The organism is Erythrobacter sp. WG (assembly GCF_026586795.1).
Classification (GTDB): domain Bacteria; phylum Pseudomonadota; class Alphaproteobacteria; order Sphingomonadales; family Sphingomonadaceae; genus Erythrobacter.
Genome location: NZ_JAPFGY010000017.1, coordinates 1 through 18,047 on the forward strand (window position 1 = coordinate 1; position 18,047 = coordinate 18,047).

Consider the following 18,047-nt stretch of genomic DNA (forward strand, 5'->3'; position numbering starts at 1 on the left):
GCGGCGATGCTGCCCCGCGCGGCACAGCGACCGCCGCCCCGGCACCGCAAACCCTCGCCTACGGGCCCGACAGCCTCCAGGGGCTCGACCTGTGGGTGCCTTCCGGGGCGGCAAAGGCGCCGCTCGTCCTGTTCGTCCACGGCGGGGGATGGAAGCGCGGCTCCAAGGATAATGCGGTGAGCCGCGCGCTCCCGGCGCACCTCGTCGCGCAGGGCTACGCCTTCGCTTCGATCGACTATCGGCTGGTGCCGAAGAATACCGTCGAGGAGCAGGCTGCCGATGTCGCTGCCGCGCTCGCCTACGTGTTGAAACGCGCCGACGCACTCGGCATCGACAGGAGCCGCGTGGTGCTGACCGGGCACTCGGCCGGCGCCCACCTCGTCGCGCTGGTCGGGACCGACGAGCGTTACCTCAAGGGGGCGGGCCTCTCCTTCGCGGACCTTCGCGGGGTCATGCCCAACGACGGCGCGGCCTACGACGTGCCGCGGCAGGTCGAGATCGGCGCGCCGCTGATGGGCGAAACCTACGCCCAGGCCTTCGGCACCGATCCGGCGCGGCAGAAGGCGCTTTCGCCTACCCATCACGCCGCCGCGCCCAATGCGCCCGCCTTCCTCCTCCTCCACGTCCAGCGCCCCGATGGCACCGCACAGGCCAAGGCCCTCGCCGAGGCACTGAAGCGCGGCGGGACGCAGGTCGAGATCGCGGGCTTCCCGGGCGAGGGGCTGAGGGGCCATGCCGAGATCAACCGCAAGCTGGGCGAGCCCGATTACCCCGCCACCCCCGTCATGGACGCGTGGCTGCGCAAGGTGTTCGGCACGTCCTGAGCCGCCGGCGACAGCGCCAGACGCGTCCGACGGCCCCAGACCCGTCGCTTGACATGGCCTCCCGGTTTTGCACGATCCCAGCCCACAGAGGCCGTAATTTGCCGCGCGAAAGGATGCCGATGCCGCACGACAAGGACCCCGCCCCGGATGCCGCGATCACCGCGCGCGACCTGATGATCGGCTCGCTGATCGTCGCCATCGGCCTTGCGGCCTTCCGGATCGGGTATTGGGGCGGCAGGGACATCGGCGCAGCGCTGTTCGCCTGAGGCGCCGCGTCGCAGGTCAGAGCGCGACCGGCTCCGCGCCTGTCAGCACATAGCCGCAGCCGAGCGTCCTCGGGTCCTCGTCCGGCGACAACTGCGCGAGCGTGCGCCAGCCCTCGAAGCGCAGCGCAGCGGCCGCCGCGCGGTCGTGGCCCGCGGGCAGGTACACCATCCGCACCGGCTCGGGCTGAGGCGCGGCATCGGCGAGGCGGTCGAGATAGAGGGTGAAGCCGGTCGCGGGCTCCTCGCTCCCGGCGATCCGGTAGGTCCCGCCCCGCCCCGCCGCCCGGCGCAGGCCCTCGGCATAGAGCGTGAAGCCGAACCACGACTGGTATTCGAAGCCATGGCGTTCGGTCGGGTCGAGGGTGATCGTTGCCGCATCGCCGATCTGCGCAGCGATCGCTTCGAGGGCATCGAGCCGCGACTTGAGCGCCCCGCCCGCATCCACCTCCCGAAGCTTGCGCAGAGCCCCCTCGAGCGGCCCGGTGGCATAGAGCAGCGGCAGATAGGCCGCCCCACCCGCCGCCTTGAGGCCGCCCGCGTCCTTGGTGTCGAGCTCGCGCCGGACACCCTCGATCTGTTCGGGGGCAAGAGGGAATGGCCCAAGACCATCGACTCCGGCCAGCGTGTCGACGAGGTCCGGAAGGGTGAAATCGACCGCGATGCCGGTCAGCCCCGCGGCCTTCAGCGCCTCGATCGCGAGCATCACCGCCTCGCTCGCCGCCGCGACCGAATCCGCGCCGATCAGCTCGGCGCCCAGTTGCAGCCGCTCGCGCGCGGGATCGAGCTGGCTTGCCTTGATGACCACCGTATCGCCGCAATAGGCAAGGCGCAGCGGGCGCGGCGCGGCGGCAAGGCTCGTGGAGGCGATACGCCCCACCTGCGGGGTCATGTCGCTGCGCAGCGCGAGGGTGCGCAGGGACGCCGGATCGACGAGCCGGAACATGGTGCTGCTCTCGCCAACCGTCACCCCGGCCATCCGCCCCACCAGCGCGGCCTCGAATTCGAGCAGCGGCGGGCGCACCCGGTCGTAGCCGTGGGCGAAGAGCACGTCGAGCGCGGCGCGCATCGCCGCCGTGATCCGCGCAGCTTCCAGCGGCAGGCGATCCTCGAGGCCTTCGGGGAGGAGATCGTTGGGCTTGGTCATCGGGGCTGCGCTTAGCGGGGTATGGGCGCGGGGTGAAGGGGCTTGCCTTGCGGGGCCCACCCCTCATCGGAGTCACGTGCCTCCGATCACCCCCTCCCGCAAGCGGGAGGGGGGCTTCAGGCGCTGGCTACCCCTCCCGCTTGCGGGAGAGGAGCGAGACTTGCCGAGCCGCCGGCGAGGCTCGTCGCAGCAGGGTGGGCCTGCGCCGATCTCAGAACGCCAGCGCCTTGACCAGCTTCACGCCTTCCAGCTTCTCGGCCTCGGCGATCACCTCGGGGGTCAGCGCCTCGTCGAGGCTCAGCAGCAGCACCGCCTCCCCGCCCGCCGCGCGGCGGCCGAGGTTGAAGGTGCCGATGTTGATGCCATGGCTGCCCAGCAGCGTCCCGATGCGGCCGATGAAGCCCGGTTTGTCGTCGTTGACGATGTAGAGCATGTGGCCCGCAAGGTCCGCTTCGATGCCGATGCCGAAGATCTCGACCAGCCGCGGCGCTTCCGTGCCGAACAGCGTGCCCGCAACCGAGCGCGGCCCCTGTGCGGTCTCGACGGTGACGCGCACGAGGGTGTTGAAGGCGCCCTCGCGCTGGTGGCGGACTTCTGCGACCTCGAGCCCGCGCTCCTTGGCGAGGAAGGGCGCGTTGACCATGTTCACCGTGTCCGAATAGCGGCGCATGAAGCCCGCGAGGACGGCGGCGGTGATCGGCTTGCCGTTGAGGTCTGCCGCGGCGCCCTCGCGTTCGATGCCGATTTGCGTCAGGTTGCCGTGGGCGAGCTGGCCGACGAGGCTGCCGAGCTTTTCGGCGAGCGCCATGTAGGGCTTGAGCTTGGGGGCTTCCTCCGCCGACAGGCTCGGCACGTTGAGGGCGTTGGTCACCCCGCCGTTGACGAGGTAATCGGCCATCTGCTCGGCGACCTGGAACGCGACATTGACCTGCGCTTCATTGGTGCTGGCGCCAAGGTGCGGGGTGCAGATGAAGTTGGGCGCGCCGAACAGCGGGTGATCGGCGGCCGGCGGCTCGGTCTCGAACACGTCCAGGGCCGCGCCCGCGACCTGGCCGCTCTCGAGACAGTCTTTCAAGGCCGCCTCGTCGATCAGTCCGCCGCGGGCGCAGTTGATGATGCGGATGCCCTTCTTGGCGTTCTCGAGCCGCTCGCGGCTCAAGATGTTGCGGGTCTCCTCGGTCAGCGGGGTGTGGAGCGTGACGAAATCGGCGCGGGTCAGCAGGGTGTCGAGATCGACCTTCTCGATGCCCAGTTCGATCGCGCGGTCCTCGGTGAGGAAGGGATCATAAGCGATGACTTTCATCCTGAGGCCGAGCGCGCGGCTCGCCACGATCGAGCCGATGTTGCCCGCGCCGATCAGGCCGAGGGTCTTGGCGGTGAGTTCCACCCCCATGAACCCGCTCTTGGGCCACTGGCCCGCCTGGGTCTGGGCATTGGCTTCCGGGATCTGCCTGGCGAGCGCGAACATCAGAGCGATGGCGTGCTCGGCGGTGGTGATCGAATTGCCGAAGGGGGTGTTCATCACCACCACGCCCTTCGAGGAGGCGTAGGGGATGTCGACATTGTCCACCCCGATGCCGGCGCGGCCGATGACCTTGAGGCGGGGGGCGGCATCGAGGATCGCCTTGGTCACCTTGGTCGAAGACCGGATCGCGAGGCCGTCATATTCATGGATGCGCGCGGCGAGCTGTTCCGGGGTTTCGCCGGTGATGACATCGACATCGCAACCGCGCTCCTCGAAGATCCGGGCGGCGTTGGGGTCCATCTTGTCGCTGATGAGAACTTTGGGACGGGTCATTTCAAATACCTTCCACTCGTCTCCCCGGACTTGATCCGGGGCCCCGCTTCGCTGGCGGGCATGGGAAAAGGAAAGCGTGGCCCCGGCTCTGCGGCCGGGGAGGCGCTGAACTCAGGCGGACGGCCTCAGCCGTTCTTGACCTTCTCGTAGGCCCATTCGATCCACGGCAGCAGGCGCTTCAGATCCTCCTGCTCGACGGTCGAGCCGCACCAGATGCGTAAAGAAGGCGGCGCATCGCGGTAGCCGTTGAAGTCGAAGCCGACGTTGCGTTCTTCCAGAAGCTTGACGATCTTCTTGGGAACGCCCGCCTTGTCCTCGTCCGAGAGGCTCTCGTACCAGTCGCCCTGGAAGACCATGCACACGCCGGTGTTGGTCTGGAGCGCCGGGTCGCTGGCCATGTTGCGCAGCCACGGGGTCGCCTCGATCCAGTCCTTGACGATCTTCGCGTTGGCGTTCGCCCGCTCGATCAGCGCCTTGCGGCCGCCGATCGCCTTGCCCCATTCGAGCGCCGCGATGTAATCCTCGGTGGCGAGCATCGAGGGGGTGTTGATCGTCTCGCCCTCGAAAATCCCGCGGTTGAGCTTGGCGCCCTTCTTCATGCGGAACAGCTTGGGCAGCGGCCATGCCGGATCGTAGCTTTCGATCCGCTCGACCGCCTTGGGGCTCAAAATCAGCATCCCGTGCTGGGCTTCGCTGCCCATCACCTTCTGCCACGAATAGGTCGTGGCATCGAGCTTGGCCCAGTCCATCTCCATCGCGAAGATCGCGCTGGTGGCGTCATTGATGGTCACGCCCTCGCGACCGGCTTCGAGCCAGTCGGTGTTGGGGATCTTCGCGCCGCTCGTCGTGCCGTTCCAGGTGAACACCACGTCGTTGCGCTGCGGGATGGTGGTGAGATCGGGGATCTGGCCGTAGTCCGCGGTCAGCACCTGGAGGTTCGGCAGCTTCAGCTGCTTGACCGCATCCTGGATCCAGACATTGCCGAAGCTTTCCCACGCCGCGACCGTCACCGGCCTCGCGGGATCGAGCATCGACCACATGGCAGCCTCGATCGCGCCGGTGTCCGAGGCGGGCATGATGCCGATCAGGTAGTCGTCGGGAATGCCGAGCAGTTCGCGGGAGAGGTCGAGCGCATACTTCAACCGCGCCTTGCCGAGGCTCGAACGGTGCGAGCGGCCAAGCGATTCGGTTTTCAGCTTATCCAGCGACCAGCCGGGGAATTTTGCCGTGGGGCCCGAGGAAAAGAAGGGGCGCTCAGGCTTCAGCGAAGGCTCGTGCGCGAGCCCGCGAACATAGTCAGTCATGTATTCTCTCCTTGCAGAGAGCACGCGCGGCGTTGGGACCGCGTGGCCCGTCGGCCGCTGTAGTGAGGCTGGATGACAAGTCAATGAAGAAACCCGGCCCTCATCCCTCGGGTCGGGCACAAGGGTCTCGCAAAACTTGCAGGTCTCGCCTAAACGGGCGGCCTCATGGACATCTCTGATCTTCGCATCGCCCTGTTCAGCGGCAATTACAACTACGTCCGCGACGGGGCGAACCAGGCGCTTAACCGGCTGGTCGGATCGCTGCTCGCGCGCGGCGCGACGGTGCGCGTCTATTCGCCGACCATCCCCGAGCCCGCCTTTCCGCCCACCGGCGATCTCGTCAGCCTGCCGAGCTTCGCCTTCCCCATCAAGGGGCGCGGCGAATACCGCATCGCGCGGGGCCTCGGCCCCGAGGTCGAGCGCGACCTTGCCGCCTTCGCCCCCGATATCCTCCACCTCTCCTCGCCCGATCCGGGCGGCCACGCGGCACTCAAATGGGCGCGCGCGCGCGGGCTGCCGGTGCTCGCCAGCGTCCATACCCGCTTCGAGACCTACCCGCGCTACTACGGGGCGGGCTTCCTCGAGCCGCTGATCGTCAAGCTGCTGAAGCGCTACTACAACCGCTGCGACGCGCTGGTCGCGCCGTCGCAATCGACCATTGACGAGCTGCGCGCGACGGGGATGCACACCCGCATCGGGCTGTGGAGCCGGGGCGTGGACCGCACGATCTTCTCCTCCGCCCGGCGCGATGGCGAATGGCGGCGCGAACACGGCATCGCGGACGATGACGTGGCGATCGTGTTCCTCGGGCGGCTGGTGATGGAAAAGGGGCTCGACGTCTTCGCCGGGACCATCGCCGAACTGACCCGGCGCGGCATCGCCCACAAGGTGCTGGTGATCGGCGACGGCCCGGCGCGCGAATGGTTCGAGGGCCAGTTACCGGGTGCGATCTTCGCCGGCTTCCGCACCGGCGAGGCGTTGGGCCAGGCGCTCGCCAGCGGCGACGTGTTCTTCAACCCGTCCGTCACCGAAGCTTTCGGTAACGTCACCCTCGAGGCAATGGCGAGCGGCCTGCCGGTGGTTGCCGCACGCGCGACGGGCAGCGCCAGCATCGTCGCCGACGGGGTGACCGGGCGGCTGGTGCCGGCCACCGGCAAGCCGGGCGATGCGGCCGCCTATGCCGACGCGCTGGCCGCCTATTGCACCGACCCGGCGCTGCGCGCGGCCCACGGCGCGGCAGGCGAGACGCGCGCCTGCGACTATGGCTGGGACGCGATCAATGCGGCGGTCGCGGATATCTACGTCGATCTGGTCGCGGAACGGCGCGGCCTCAAGCCCGCCCCGGCGCGCTGATCTAGCGCAGCACGCCCGTGCCAGCCATGCGCCGGGTGTAGGCGAGCAGGTACAGCGTCACCAGCCAGATCGTCGCCTTAAGCGGCAGCGGGGTGCGCATCGCGCTCGGCACGTCCAGCACGAAGCTTTCGGCGACCGTCACGCCGACCAGCCCGATCAGGGCCGCGACCATCGCCGCAACCGCAATCCGGGAGCGAAACAGCAGCAGCACCGACCCGGCAAAGGCGCCCCACACCCCCAGCGCCCAGAACGCGGTCGCCCAGGCGGGATAGCTTTCCATGAAGGCGATCTGTTCGGCCGTCATGGCGGTCTGATCGAGCATATCGAGCTTGGTCATCAGGTAGCTGGTGATGCCGAGCAGGTTGAACAGCAGCGTCACCGCGCCGACCACCCACAGGTGCCAGGGTGTCTGCGGCTGGCCGAGCCTTGGTCCCGTCATGCGCGTGCCTCCCCGCCCGGACCGCGCCGGACGGGGAGGAACATAGCGAAAGTTGCGCCGCGTGCAATGCGGGCGTTCAGAGCCGCTCGATGCGCTTGGCCATCTCGTCGATCATGTCGACGATCTCATTGATGGTGCGCTCGTCGAGCTTGCCCGCCCGCGCACGGTTCCTGAGCACCGAGCCGAGGTTGCCCATCGCCCGGAACACGTCGTGCGAGCGCACGGTGGTGGTCCGCTCCCCGTGGCGGCCGAGGCGGCGCATCAGGCCCGCGACCTCGCTTTCGCGCTCCTCCAGCTCCTCGCGGCCCTTGTCGGTGACGGCGAAGGGCTTCTTGGCGCCCTCGGCCTCGGCCTCCTCGATCGCGCCCTCGTCTTCGAGCAGCTGGAGCGTGGGATAGACCGCGCCCGGGCTCGGGGCATAGGCGCCGCCGGTCATCTCCTCGATCGCCTTGATGAGCTCGTAGCCGTGCGAGGGGTTCTCCGCGATCAGCGCCAGCAGCGCGAGGCGCAGCTCGCCCTGGCCGAACATCCGCCCGCGGCGCCCGCGCCGCCCGGGCTCGCCGCGCCCTTCCTCGGCGCCTTCACCCTCCTCGCTGTCATAGCGCCAGCGCATCTTCATGCCCGGCCCGGGACCGGGGCCGACGTTGAAGTTTCCGTTCATCGCCATCATCGCCATCGTCTCGGCGAATTTCTCCCAGCCGCTGCCGCGGCCATACCGGTTCCAGGTCATCGTCAGTCTTCCTTGAATATGTCTGCGATACGCCAAAGATATATCGCAGACCTATCGTTTCAAGTGCGACACCGCGCGGCGGTTCCCTTTTCCGCCCGATGTCCTATCTGGACCGATGAATGGCTGACCTGTTCGGACAAGACGCCCCCGAGGCCGCGCGCGCGGTGACGCCCCAGGACGCACCGCTCGCCGACCGGCTGCGGCCGGGGACGCTCGCCGAGGTGGTGGGGCAGGAGCACCTCACCGGACCCGAAGGCGCGATCGGGCGGATGGTGGCGGCCGGGCGCCTCGCCAGCATGATCCTGTGGGGCCCGCCGGGCACCGGCAAGACGAGCATCGCCCGCCTGCTCGCCGATGCCGTGGGGATGCGCTATGCCGCGATCAGCGCGGTCTTTTCGGGCGTGGCGGACTTGAAGCAGGCCTTCGCCGAGGCCGAGAGGATGGCGAAGGCCGGCAAGCGCACGCTCCTGTTCGTGGACGAAATCCACCGCTTCAACCGCGCGCAGCAGGACGGATTCCTGCCCTTCGTCGAGCGCGGGGTGGTGACGCTGGTGGGGGCGACCACCGAGAACCCGAGCTTTGCCTTGAACGCCGCGCTCCTCAGCCGCGCGCAGGTGCTGGTGCTGAACCGGCTGGACGAGGCCGCGCTAGGGGCGCTGCTGGCGAAGGCGGAAGGGCTGGAGGGCCCCCTCCCCCTCACCGCAGAGGCGCGCGCCGCGCTGATCGCGCAGGCCGACGGAGACGGGCGCTTCCTGCTGGGGCAGGCCGAGACATTGTATGCGGCAGAGCTGAAGGAGGCCCTCGACCCTGCGGGTCTCGGGAGCTTCTTGCAGCGCCGGGTCGCGGTCTACGACAAGGACCGCGATGGGCACTACAATCTCATCAGCGCGCTCCACAAATCCGTGCGCGGGAGCGACCCGCAGGCGGCGCTCTACTGGCTGGCGCGGATGCTGGTGGCGGGGGAGGAACCGCTGTTCCTCGCGCGGCGGCTGGTGCGCATGGCGGTGGAGGATATCGGCATGGCCGATCCTCAGGCGCTCCCGCAATGCATGGCGGCGATGGAGGCCTACCGCTTCTTGGGCAGTCCCGAGGGGGATCTGGCGCTGGTGCAGGCCTGCCTCTACCTCGCCACCGCGCCCAAATCGAACGCCGCCTACATGGCACAGAAGGCCGCGTGGAAGGCGGCCAAGGAGACCGGCAGCCTCGCCCCGCCGGCCAACATATTGAACGCGCCGACCAAGCTCATGAAGACCCTCGGCTATGGCGAAGGCTACACCTACGATCATGACGCGGTCGAAGGCTTTTCGGGCGATAACTACTGGCCGGACGGGATGGCACCGGCGCAGTTCTACGTGCCCGTGGAACGCGGCTTCGAGCGCGAGGTGAGGAAGCGGCTCGACTATTGGGACAAATTGAGGAGCGAGCGGGGATGAGCGCAGCGCTGGACAGCTGGGAGGCGGCGCGCGACTTCGCGCTGACCCTTCCGGGCACCGAGCTTTCGACGAGCTACGGCAAGCCCGCCGTGAAGCTGGCGGCGAACGGCCGCGCGATCCTCGGCACGGGCCGCGAGCCGGGCAACTCCTTCGTGCTCCACATCGACATCGCCACCGCCGAAATGCTGATGGCGAGCGCGCCGGAGACCTTCTGGCAGACCCCGCATTACGAAGGGTATCCGGCGGTGCTGGTGCGCTTCGACAGCCCCGATCCCGAACGGGTGCGCGCGATGATCGCCCAGGCGCACGAACAGGCCGCCGCGCTGCCGCCGCCGGGAAAGCGCCGGCGATGACGGGGCGCTTCACGCATTTCCTCGCCGTCGACTGGTCGGGCGCGAGGGGGCCGCGCCAGAAGGGCATCGCGCTTGCGGTGGCGCTTGCCGAAGGGGGGCCGCCGGTGCTGGTCGCCCCGCCCCACCCGGCAGGCTGGGCGCGCGCCGAAGTGCTGGCGCTGCTGTGCGATCTGCCCGGAGCGACGCTGGTCGGGCTCGACCTCGGCATCGGCCTGCCGCACGCCGATGCCGGCGCCTTCTTCCCCGGCTGGGACGCCTCGCCCGCCGACGCGCGCGGGCTGTGGGCGCTGATCGACCGCCTGTGCGCCGCCGATCCGCATGGCGAGGCCGGCGGCTTCGTCACCCACCCCGAGGCCTCGCGCTATTTCCGCCACGGCGCGGGCGCGACCGGCGACCGCTTCCTCCTCCCCGGCGCCGTCACCCGCGAGGGACGCTTCCGCGTCGCCGAAGCCGCCCAGCGCGCGCAGGGCGTGCGGCCGGTGAGCAACTTCAACCTCGTGGGCGCGGCACAGGTCGGCAAGTCGAGCCTGACGGGGATGCGGATGCTCCACCGCCTCGCCGGCCGCGTGCCGGTATGGCCGGTCGACCCGCTGCCGGCCGAAGGCTCGGTCGTGACCGAGATCTACACCGCCATGGCGGCACGGCTCGGCGGCGTGCGCGGCGGGGCGACCAAGCTGCGCAGCTTCGAGGCGCTGAACGATGCCCTCGCCGCGCTCGGCTCGCCCCCCGTCCCCGGCACCGGCCCGATCGACGATCATGCGTCCGATGCGCTGCTCACCGCCGCGTGGCTGCGCCGCGTGCATGGCGAGCGCGACCTGTGGCACCCGCCCACCCTCACCCCAGAGGTGGCGCGCACCGAGGGCTGGACCTTCGGCGCCTTGTAGTCGCCCTACCGCTCCGCCACTTGAGGGCGGGCACGTTTGAGGTTAGGGCGCAAGCCGGATAGCCGGCTTAGCTCAGATGGTAGAGCACCTGATTTGTAATCAGGGGGCCGCGGGTTCGATCCCTGCAGCCGGCACCATCCCCTTCTCCGATGCGCTCCGATCAATGCCGCGATAGAGGCCGCGCGCCGTCGCGCGGGGGGCCATCGCATCGCCGGCGCGGGCCGCCTCAGGGCTCGGCGGCGAGGATCAGGAAGGCCGCGAAGATCACGAGGTGAACGCCGCCCTGGAGCACCGTCGTCCGCCCGGTGGCGAGGGTGATCGAGCTCATGAACAGCGTCAGCACCAGCAGCACCGTGAGCTCCGCGTCGAGGCCGAGCACCAGCTTCTGCCCCAGCGCCAGCGAGACGATGGCGACCGTGGGAATGGTGAGGCACAGGCTTGCAAGCGCCGATCCCAGCGCAAGGTTGAGGCTCGTCTGAAGCCGGTTCGCCCGTGCGGCCCGCAGCGCGGCGATGCCCTCCGGCATCAGCACGACGAGCGCGATGGCGATCCCGACCAGCGCCTCGGGCAGCCCCGCCTGCGCGATGCCGCGCTCGACCGCCGTCGCCAGGGTCTCGGCGAGCAGCACCACGCCGAGCAGCGCGACCGGCAGCGCAAGGCACGCGGCACGCATCGCCGCCGACCCGACCACCTGCGCGTCCGCGGCGGGGATGTCGCCGTGCAGCGGGACGTCGAGAAAATCATCGCTGTGGCGCGCCAGCTGGACGTAGAGGAAAATCCCGTAGAGCATCAACGAAACCGTCGCCACAAAGGTCAGCTGCACCGGGCTGTAGACCGGGCCGGGCACAGCGACGGTGTAGTTGGGCAACACCAGGCACAGCACCGCGAGGGTCCCGAGCACCCCGAGCGCCGCCCCCGCGCTGGCCGGCTGGAAGTTCTGCCGGTGATGGCGCAACCCGCCGACCAGCAGGCTGAGGCCGACGATGCCGTTGAGCACGATCATGATCGCCGCGAACACCGTGTCGCGCGCGACCGCGCTTTCTCCGCCCGGGGAGGCTAGCAGCACCGAGACGATCAGCGACACCTCGATGATCGTCACCGCGAGGGCCAGGATGATGGAGCCGAACGGCTGCCCGATGCGGTGCGCGATGGTCTCGGCATGGTGAACGGTCGCGAAGACCGCGGCGAAAAGCACGGGGATGGCGGCGATCAGCAGGACCGGCGGGACATCGCCATGCCAGGCAAATTCGCCCGCAAGGCCCATGGCGAGGGCCAGCACCGGCGCAATCAGCGTCCACAGCGGTGTCGCGATGGCCACACCTGCCACGGGGCGCCCCTCCGCCGCGTCCGCTTCGCGTTCAGAAACGATGGGTGACACCGATGATCGGGCCGGTCTGGCTTCCCTCGAAGCGGGTGCCGCCGCGCGCATAGTCGAGATGCAGGTGGCGCCACCCGCCCGAAAGGACGAAGCGATCGGAGGCGCGGTAGTTGAGCGTGCCGGTGAGCTGATAGGTGAGGTCCGAGCCCACCCCGAAGCCGCCGAGGTCGGCCTGGAGCAGCGCCGACAGGCGCGGCGCGATCGGTGCGCCCAGACGGGCGGCGATCACCGGGTCGACGAAGGTCCTGCCCGGAGCCACGGCGACGCCCGCGAGCGGCACGGCGATGCGTCCGTCGAGGTTCCACAGCCGCGCGCCGGCGAGGAGGTCCACCGTCAGCGCCTCGCTGTCTTCCGCCCGGACCCCGGCGAGCGCGGTGATCGCGAGCTGCGAGATCTTGCCTTCGGCTGGAATGCCCGGCGGCACCCGGCCCTCGCGCGACAGGGCAGCATAGGAGATGTCGGCCGTGGCCACGAAGCGGTCGCGGCGCACCAGCGCGTTGGCGAAGAAGGCTGCGTCGAGATCGCCCAGCACTTCCCCGAAGGAATCGTCGAAGCCGATCGTCGGCGCGCCCGCGAAGGGCCGGAACGCGCCGGTCGCCCCGGCGAGCCAGCCGTAGACGGTGATCTGCGCGGCGTTGGTCGGCTCGCGCTCTGCCGTGTCCTGTGCGGCGACGGGCGCGGCAGCCCACAGCAGCGCACCGGCCGATGCGATGAGCGGGCGGCTCATGGCTTGCCTCCCTTGACGATCACCCCGTCCTTCACGATCACCGCGAAGTTCCTGGCCGGATCGCCGATCAGGTCGATATTCGCGAGCGGATCGCCCTCGACGAGGATGAGATCGGCCAGCGCCCCTTCCGCAACCACGCCAAGCTTGCCCTGATAGGGCGTGCGCGGGCCCGAAAGGGCCAGAAGCTCGGCGTTCTGCGAGGTCACCAGCCTGAGCAGCTCGGCCGGGGTGAAGAACGGCTTCAGCCTGAGGATGTAGGCGTTCTGCTGGGCGTTCAGGTCGGGCTCGAACAGGAAGTCCGTGCCCCAGGCGAGCTTCACGCCGAGGCGCTTTGCAATCGGCCAGACGATCTTCTGTCCTTCGATCACGGGCTTCCTTTTCTCGCGCCGCTTGGGGTCCATCGCCTCGGTGGATTCGACCAGCATCTGGCCGGACAGCCAGATGCCCTTGTCGGCCATCAGCTTCAGCGTCGGCTCGTCGAGGAGGTTGCCGTGCTCGATCACCTTGACCCCGGCCTCGATCGCGCGACGCACCGACTTGGGGTGATAGGCATGGACCGTGACGTAGGTGTTCCAGTCGCCGGCCGCGTCAACCGCCGCCTTCATCTCGTCGAGCGTGTATTGCGTTACGTCAAGCGGGTCGTATTCGGAGCTCGTGCCCCCGCCTGCGGCGATCTTGATCTGGCTCGCACCCATCCTGAGGTTCTCGCGCACCGCGGTCAGCACCTCGTCGCGCCCGTCGGCGATGACGCTCGCCCAGACTTCCTCGGCCTTGCTCATCTTGCCCGAGAAGCGGCGCGAGGGCTCGGTCGGGCCGCGCAGGTCGGCATGGCCCGAGGTCTGCGAGATCATCGGACCCGAGGGCCAGATCCGCGGCCCCCTGATCTTCCCGCTGTCGATCAAGCGCTTCAATTCGAAGGACGGCCCGCCCACGTCGCGCACCGCCGTGAAGCCGCGCAGCAGCATCGCCTGCGCCTGCCCTGCCGAGAGCTGCATGATCTTTTCGAGCCCCATGTCGGGCGCGGCCATCTGCGCAGGGCTGAGGCTGTTGAACATCATGTGCACGTGGTTGTCGATCATGCCGGGCATCAGCGTGCGCCCGCGCCCCTCGATGATGACGGGGTCCTCGCCCTGCGGCCCGGCCTCCGCTCCGATCGCGGCGATGGTGTTGCCGCGCACCACCACCGTGGTGGCGCCGGAGAGCTTGTCGGAGGTGCCATCGAACACCCGCACGTCGCGGAACACGATCTCGCGCGGGCCCTCCTGCGCGTGCAGCGATGCTCCCGCGGGGTGGAGCACAGCCCCGATCAGCGCGGCGACGGCGCCTGCAAGCGATTTGAGCCCCATGGATTTCCCCTTTTGCTTTCAGAACCCTCCATGCGCCGGAAGGCAGCTTGGGGCAAACACATAGATTAGAATAGGCACGGACGAACGCGCGATCCCGGCGTGATCTGCACGCGCTCGGCGATGTGCCACCTGGTGGATGTGATCGGCCCCGCCACCCGGCATTTGCCCCAAGCCCCCGCGGCGCAGGGGCTTGGGGCGCCAGGTCGATCGTTCAGGACCTGGCCTTGCCGGTGGCCTGCACGGCTGAAGGTGTGCCGGCCCGCCCGCGCAGGCGGCGCTTGAGGTCCATCCTGAGGCCCAGGCCAGCCATGAAACCGATGAGCGCGATCGCGAAGATGCCGACCACCACGTTGAGGCCGATGCGGCCGATGGGGAACAGGAAGTTCCACTTGTGGACGAAGCTGAAGACATAGCGCTCCGGCCGCTCCCAGCCCGCGACCCGGTCCACGAGCACGCCCGCGCCGGTATCGACGAAGAGTGTCGCATCGACCGGGTCGGTGTAGTCCACCCGCCAGACGGGCAGGCGCTTGTTGCGGAAGTCGTAATCGGGGCCGAAGCGGGTGACGAGCTCCACGCGAGCGATTGTGCTGTCCGGGGCGCCGGTGAAGCGACGGGCGATGGCGCGGGCCAGTTCCTTGTCGCTCTCCGGTGCGACCGCGCCGGTGGCGGCGTCGAGGTAGATCGCAGGGCCATCGGGCTTGATCCCGGCAAAGCGCGCCTCGCGGATCTCCGCTGGCGTGGTGGGGGCCTTAGCCTGCGCCGCCATCATCGCAGCATGATCGTGCCCTGCCATGCCGTGGGCGGGCTTGGCCCCGCCGCCTGCGCCATGGTCATGCTCCCCGCCGCCCATCGGACCCTTCGGCGCAAGGGCGATGCGGTAGAGCGGCCTGCCGTCGCCCCCTTCGACCAGCGAGACCGCGGCGATGTCGCGGTCCTTCGCCAGCGCCGCCCAGTCGCGCTCGAGAGGCCACTTGCCGCTCGCAACGTCGATCGGGGCGCCCATCCGCAGCTGGCTCTGCGGGGTGACCAGCGCCGACTGGACAAGGTGGTAGAGCCCCGAGACCGAGAACATGATCAGCGGCAGCGCCAGCACGTAGCCGGCGATGCGGTGCCAGCCGCGCGCGCCGGGGGCCCGTTTCCTGCGGCGCACCGTCACGAGCAGCGCGATGCCGGTCAGCGCCATCGCGAGCAGGCTCCCGACCATGACGGCGATCACCACGACCCGTAGCCAGTCCATGCTTTCGGGCACCCACTCCCAGGTGTGCAGCGTGCGGAACACCGCTTGCAGGCGCTCCTTGCCGGTGGTGTTCACCGCAGCGAGGCTGGCGCTTTCGGTGTGGACATAGGCCGTGAGCCCGTCGTCGCCCGCGAAGGTCAGCTTCCACACCGGGAGCAGGCGATTGACCCACGGATAGTCGTCGTCGAACCCGGTCTGGAGCCGCGCCGAGGTGAGCGCGCGGTCGGTGGCGAGGTAGTGCCGGGCGAGGAACTCGGCCTGGGCCTTGTCCCCATCCCTGACCTCGCTGCCGTCCGCGGGGCGGAAGTAGCGGCGCGGCCCCATCGGCTCGGTCGTCACCTGCCACAGCACCCCGCCACCGGGCGCGGCGACGGTCTTGACCGCCGAGGCCTTGGCGATGCCGTGCTCGGCAAGCGTCTCGGCGATCGGCCGCGCGTCGTCCAGCGCGACCCTCGCAGGCGGCGGCATGAACACCGCCTGCTGCGGGCCGAACAGCACCATCGCGATATGGGTGAGGCCCGAAACGCCCCAGATGAGGAGGCTGATCCCGGCCACCAGCGCGAGCCACGCGTGCTTGGAATTGCTCCAGCGCGCGAGCGTGTTTTTCGTGCTCATCATGGGCTTCCTCAGAATGCCGCCCGCAGGCCGCCGAAGAAGGCGCGGCCCTGACCGGGGGTGTAGAGCGCCTCGTTCGTGAGCCGCTGGTTGGCGTTGGTGGTGACGTTGGAGATGAACCGCTCGTCGAACAGATTCTCGACCGACCCGAACAGCTCGATTCCCTTGGCGAGGCTTACCCCGGCGGTGACCTGAACGGTCGCGTAGCCGGGCGCCCTTTCGGTGTTGGCGTAGTCCGCCCAAGGGCCTTGCGGGATCCAGCGCAACGTGCCCGAGAGGTAGAACCTCTCCAGCTGGTCGAACCGCCCTTCCGCGATCAGCACATGGCGCGGCACCCCGGCAAGGCGGTTATCGCCATAGACCGCGTCCCCATCGAAGCGGAAGTCGTTGAAGGTGTAGGCCGCGCTCAGCCGCAGCGATTGTCCCCGCGCCTCCAGCGCCGCCTTGAAGGGCCTTACATCAAGTCCGAACTCCAGCCCCTGGTGCATGGTGCGGCCCGCGTTGCTCGTCACGGTGACGAGGCCGCGCGCTCCGGGGACGGCAAGGTCGAGAAACTCGTTCTCCAGCTCCGCCCGGTAGAGCGCGATGTCCCACGAGACGATCCCCTTCTGCCCGCGCGTGCCGATCTCGAAAGTGGTCCCGCGCTGGGGCGCCAGAGGCGCGAAGGGGAAGGCCCCGCCGCTGGTCAGGTCGGCAAGGCTCGGCGGCTCGAAGCTGCGGCTGATATTGCCGAACACCTGCACGTCGGGTGCGGCATCCACCAGCAGGCCGATGCGGGGGTTGAACTGGCTGTATACACCCCGCCCCGTGACCGCATTGAGGACCGCGGTCACATCGCGCGTCGCCCGCGCAAATTGCCCGCCGGCGACAAGCGTCACCTCGTCGGTCAGCCCGAGATCGGCTTCGCCGTAGACGGTCAGCGTGTCGGCGTCCTGATCCGAACGGGTGCGCAGCGCACCGCGCTGGCCGAAATTGTTGGCAAAGGTCTTCGCATCGTTGCTCGACGTCGCGTAGATCGCGCCCAGCTGCCAGCGGCTCTGCGCGGCGAGGAAGGGGAGGCTGCCGGACAGCCGCACCGATCCGCCCACCTCGTCCTCGCCCTGCGCGATGATCCCGGCGAGGCGGGTTATCGCATGGTCGAGATTGCGGCGCGCATACCATGCGCCGAGGTCGAGGGTCGCGCCGCCCACATCGATCACCGTGAGGTTCGACACACGGTAAACATCGAGGTTGCGGTCCCAATCGTCGGCCACGGGGCCGGGATCGATGACCACCGGCCCCGCCCTGACCGGGCGTCCGGCCGCACGCGGATTGGCGAGCGCATCGGCAAGGCGCAGGCTGCCTGCCAGCTCGAAGTTGTCCGACAATGCGGTGACATAGAAACGCGTCTCGACCCGGTCGGACACCCGCCAGCCGAGATTGGCATGGCCATAGAGGCTGCGCACGTCGCTGTGCTCGCGGTAGCCGTCGCTGGTGAGGCCGGTGATCCCGCCCCAGTAGTCCACGTCGCCGCTCTTGCCGGAAACGGACGCATTACCACGGAAGGTGGAGAAGCTCCCCCCCTCGGCCCGCAGCGCAATCGGTGCGCGTGCCGTCCGGCCGGTGGGGCTGACGATATTGACCGCGCCGCCCAGCGATGCCGCGCCGTAGCGCAGCCCGTTCGCGCCCTTGAACACCTCCATGTAGCGGATGGTGAGCGGGTCGACTTCCTGGAACTCGGTCGCGCCCGATGCGCGGCTGATCGGCACCCCGTCGCGCAGCACGGTGAGCCCGCGCCGCTCGAAGCTGGAGTTGAGCCCCGAGCCGCGGATCGAAATCCGGCTCTCGCGCTGGGCGCTGGTGTCGGCGAAGACGCCCGGGGTGAGTTCGAGCACATCGCCGATCGACTGGGCGAAGATGTCGGCGAAGCCCTCGTCCTCGACGAGGCCGGTGGCGCCGGGCACCCGCTCGAGCTCCTTGCGCGCGGCTTCGGGTGTGGGGGCAGTCGGGGTTCCCGGCGCTGCGGCGGTGACGATGATCTCGTCCTGCCGCTGGCCGATGCCCTGGGCGTGGAGAGGAGCGTGGAATGCGCCTGCACTGACGGCAAGCATGGTGGCGCTCAGCAGCGAGCGCCGAAGGATGGCAGCGTTCATGTTCAATCCCAAGGAATGATCCACCGGGGCCGCTCCGCGTGTGCGGGCAGCACCGGCGTGCCCGGAAATACCGGGCGGCAATTA

General features: G+C 69.2%; 16 protein-coding genes and 1 tRNA gene. 7 read left to right on the forward strand and 10 right to left on the reverse strand.

Going from position 1 to position 18,047, the window contains the following annotated elements:
• Together OPU67_RS09975 and OPU67_RS09980 are read left to right on the forward strand one after the other, a co-directional pair.
• Positions 1-824: alpha/beta hydrolase (locus OPU67_RS09975; RefSeq protein WP_267619388.1), on the forward strand; the 824-nt coding region annotated here is incomplete at its 5' end.
• A gap of 119 nt (positions 825-943) precedes the next feature.
• Positions 944-1,090 (forward strand): hypothetical protein, encoded by a 147-nt coding sequence (locus OPU67_RS09980; RefSeq protein WP_267619389.1) that lies wholly within the window; start codon positions 944-946, stop codon positions 1,088-1,090.
• 16 nt (positions 1,091-1,106) lie between these two features.
• Here the strand turns inward: OPU67_RS09980 and OPU67_RS09985 are convergent, their stop codons facing one another.
• The 3 genes from OPU67_RS09985 to OPU67_RS09995 form a co-directional block, all read right to left on the reverse strand.
• Positions 1,107-2,234, reverse strand: coding sequence for an ATP phosphoribosyltransferase regulatory subunit (locus OPU67_RS09985; protein WP_267619390.1), 1,128 nt, complete (start codon positions 2,232-2,234; stop codon positions 1,107-1,109).
• A 211-nt stretch (positions 2,235-2,445) separates the two neighbouring features.
• On the reverse strand, positions 2,446-4,032 hold the full coding sequence (serA, locus tag OPU67_RS09990; protein WP_267619391.1) for a phosphoglycerate dehydrogenase: 1,587 nt from the start codon (positions 4,030-4,032) through the stop codon (positions 2,446-2,448).
• A 125-nt stretch (positions 4,033-4,157) separates the two neighbouring features.
• The gene (locus OPU67_RS09995; RefSeq protein ID WP_267619392.1) at positions 4,158-5,336 is read right to left on the reverse strand and encodes a phosphoserine transaminase; all 1,179 of its coding nucleotides are present in this window, start codon (positions 5,334-5,336) and stop codon (positions 4,158-4,160) included.
• Between the two features lie 165 nt (positions 5,337-5,501).
• Here OPU67_RS09995 and OPU67_RS10000 point away from each other — a divergent pair, with 165 nt between their 5' ends.
• Positions 5,502-6,689 carry a glycosyltransferase family 4 protein gene (locus OPU67_RS10000; protein ID WP_267619393.1) on the forward strand — a complete coding sequence of 396 codons (1,188 nt, stop codon included), beginning with the start codon at positions 5,502-5,504 and terminating at the stop codon, positions 6,687-6,689.
• Position 6,690: 1 nt separating this feature from the next.
• Here OPU67_RS10000 and OPU67_RS10005 read toward each other — a convergent pair whose 3' ends face one another.
• Both OPU67_RS10005 and OPU67_RS10010 read right to left on the reverse strand, forming a co-directional pair.
• Complete coding sequence (locus tag OPU67_RS10005) at positions 6,691-7,128, reverse strand: hypothetical protein (protein WP_267619394.1); 438 nt, start codon at positions 7,126-7,128, stop codon at positions 6,691-6,693.
• Positions 7,129-7,204: 76 nt separating this feature from the next.
• Positions 7,205-7,858: a PadR family transcriptional regulator gene (locus OPU67_RS10010; protein ID WP_267619395.1), complete on the reverse strand. Its 654-nt coding sequence runs from the start codon at positions 7,856-7,858 to the stop codon at positions 7,205-7,207.
• A gap of 119 nt (positions 7,859-7,977) precedes the next feature.
• Between OPU67_RS10010 and OPU67_RS10015 the strand changes: the two genes are divergently transcribed.
• The 4 genes from OPU67_RS10015 to OPU67_RS10030 all read left to right on the forward strand — a co-directional run bounded on the left by OPU67_RS10015 (position 7,978) and on the right by OPU67_RS10030 (position 10,665).
• Positions 7,978-9,291, forward strand: a complete 1,314-nt coding sequence (locus OPU67_RS10015; RefSeq protein ID WP_267619396.1) for a replication-associated recombination protein A — start codon at positions 7,978-7,980, stop codon at positions 9,289-9,291.
• On the forward strand, positions 9,288-9,644 hold the full coding sequence (locus OPU67_RS10020) for a hypothetical protein (RefSeq protein ID WP_267619397.1): 357 nt from the start codon (positions 9,288-9,290) through the stop codon (positions 9,642-9,644). Before OPU67_RS10015 ends, OPU67_RS10020 begins: the two co-directional genes overlap by 4 nt.
• Complete coding sequence (locus OPU67_RS10025; protein ID WP_267619398.1) at positions 9,641-10,528, forward strand: hypothetical protein; 888 nt, start codon at positions 9,641-9,643, stop codon at positions 10,526-10,528. The genes OPU67_RS10020 and OPU67_RS10025 overlap by 4 nt, the downstream gene beginning before the upstream one ends.
• A 61-nt stretch (positions 10,529-10,589) precedes the next feature.
• Positions 10,590-10,665 (forward strand) — tRNA-Thr (locus OPU67_RS10030).
• Between the two features lie 89 nt (positions 10,666-10,754).
• On the opposite strand, the gene OPU67_RS10035 is transcribed toward OPU67_RS10030, so the two are convergent.
• From OPU67_RS10035 to OPU67_RS10055, 5 genes are all read right to left on the reverse strand, one after another.
• Complete coding sequence (locus OPU67_RS10035; protein ID WP_267619399.1) at positions 10,755-11,855, reverse strand: calcium:proton antiporter; 1,101 nt, start codon at positions 11,853-11,855, stop codon at positions 10,755-10,757.
• Between the two features lie 31 nt (positions 11,856-11,886).
• On the reverse strand, positions 11,887-12,633 hold the full coding sequence (locus OPU67_RS10040; RefSeq protein ID WP_267619400.1) for a hypothetical protein: 747 nt from the start codon (positions 12,631-12,633) through the stop codon (positions 11,887-11,889).
• On the reverse strand, positions 12,630-13,979 hold the full coding sequence (locus OPU67_RS10045; protein ID WP_267619401.1) for a metal-dependent hydrolase family protein: 1,350 nt from the start codon (positions 13,977-13,979) through the stop codon (positions 12,630-12,632). The genes OPU67_RS10040 and OPU67_RS10045 overlap by 4 nt, the downstream gene beginning before the upstream one ends.
• Positions 13,980-14,190: 211 nt before the next feature.
• On the reverse strand, positions 14,191-15,831 hold the full coding sequence (locus tag OPU67_RS10050; protein ID WP_267619402.1) for a PepSY-associated TM helix domain-containing protein: 1,641 nt from the start codon (positions 15,829-15,831) through the stop codon (positions 14,191-14,193).
• Between the two features lie 11 nt (positions 15,832-15,842).
• Positions 15,843-17,963 carry a TonB-dependent receptor family protein gene (locus tag OPU67_RS10055; RefSeq protein WP_267619403.1) on the reverse strand — a complete coding sequence of 707 codons (2,121 nt, stop codon included), beginning with the start codon at positions 17,961-17,963 and terminating at the stop codon, positions 15,843-15,845.
• Positions 17,964-18,047: the final 84 nt, after the last annotated feature.

Bases quoted from the DNA above. Each gene is read 5' to 3' on its own strand.
- serA (WP_267619391.1), bottom strand. From the start codon at position 4,032: ATGACCCGTCCCAAAGTTCTCATCAGCGACAAGATGGACCCCAACGCC.
- OPU67_RS10040 (WP_267619400.1), bottom strand. From the start codon at position 12,633: ATGAGCCGCCCGCTCATCGCATCGGCCGGTGCGCTGCTGTGGGCTGCC.
- OPU67_RS10020 (WP_267619397.1), top strand. From the start codon at position 9,288: ATGAGCGCAGCGCTGGACAGCTGGGAGGCGGCGCGCGACTTCGCGCTG.
- OPU67_RS10000 (WP_267619393.1), top strand. From the start codon at position 5,502: ATGGACATCTCTGATCTTCGCATCGCCCTGTTCAGCGGCAATTACAAC.
- OPU67_RS10050 (WP_267619402.1), bottom strand. From the start codon at position 15,831: ATGAGCACGAAAAACACGCTCGCGCGCTGGAGCAATTCCAAGCACGCG.
- OPU67_RS10045 (WP_267619401.1), bottom strand. From the start codon at position 13,979: ATGGGGCTCAAATCGCTTGCAGGCGCCGTCGCCGCGCTGATCGGGGCT.
- OPU67_RS10010 (WP_267619395.1), bottom strand. From the start codon at position 7,858: ATGACCTGGAACCGGTATGGCCGCGGCAGCGGCTGGGAGAAATTCGCC.
- OPU67_RS10025 (WP_267619398.1), top strand. From the start codon at position 9,641: ATGACGGGGCGCTTCACGCATTTCCTCGCCGTCGACTGGTCGGGCGCG.
- OPU67_RS10005 (WP_267619394.1), bottom strand. From the start codon at position 7,128: ATGACGGGACCAAGGCTCGGCCAGCCGCAGACACCCTGGCACCTGTGG.
- OPU67_RS10055 (WP_267619403.1), bottom strand. From the start codon at position 17,963: ATGAACGCTGCCATCCTTCGGCGCTCGCTGCTGAGCGCCACCATGCTT.
- OPU67_RS09985 (WP_267619390.1), bottom strand. From the start codon at position 2,234: ATGACCAAGCCCAACGATCTCCTCCCCGAAGGCCTCGAGGATCGCCTG.
- OPU67_RS09995 (WP_267619392.1), bottom strand. From the start codon at position 5,336: ATGACTGACTATGTTCGCGGGCTCGCGCACGAGCCTTCGCTGAAGCCT.
- OPU67_RS09980 (WP_267619389.1), top strand. From the start codon at position 944: ATGCCGCACGACAAGGACCCCGCCCCGGATGCCGCGATCACCGCGCGC.
- OPU67_RS10015 (WP_267619396.1), top strand. From the start codon at position 7,978: ATGGCTGACCTGTTCGGACAAGACGCCCCCGAGGCCGCGCGCGCGGTG.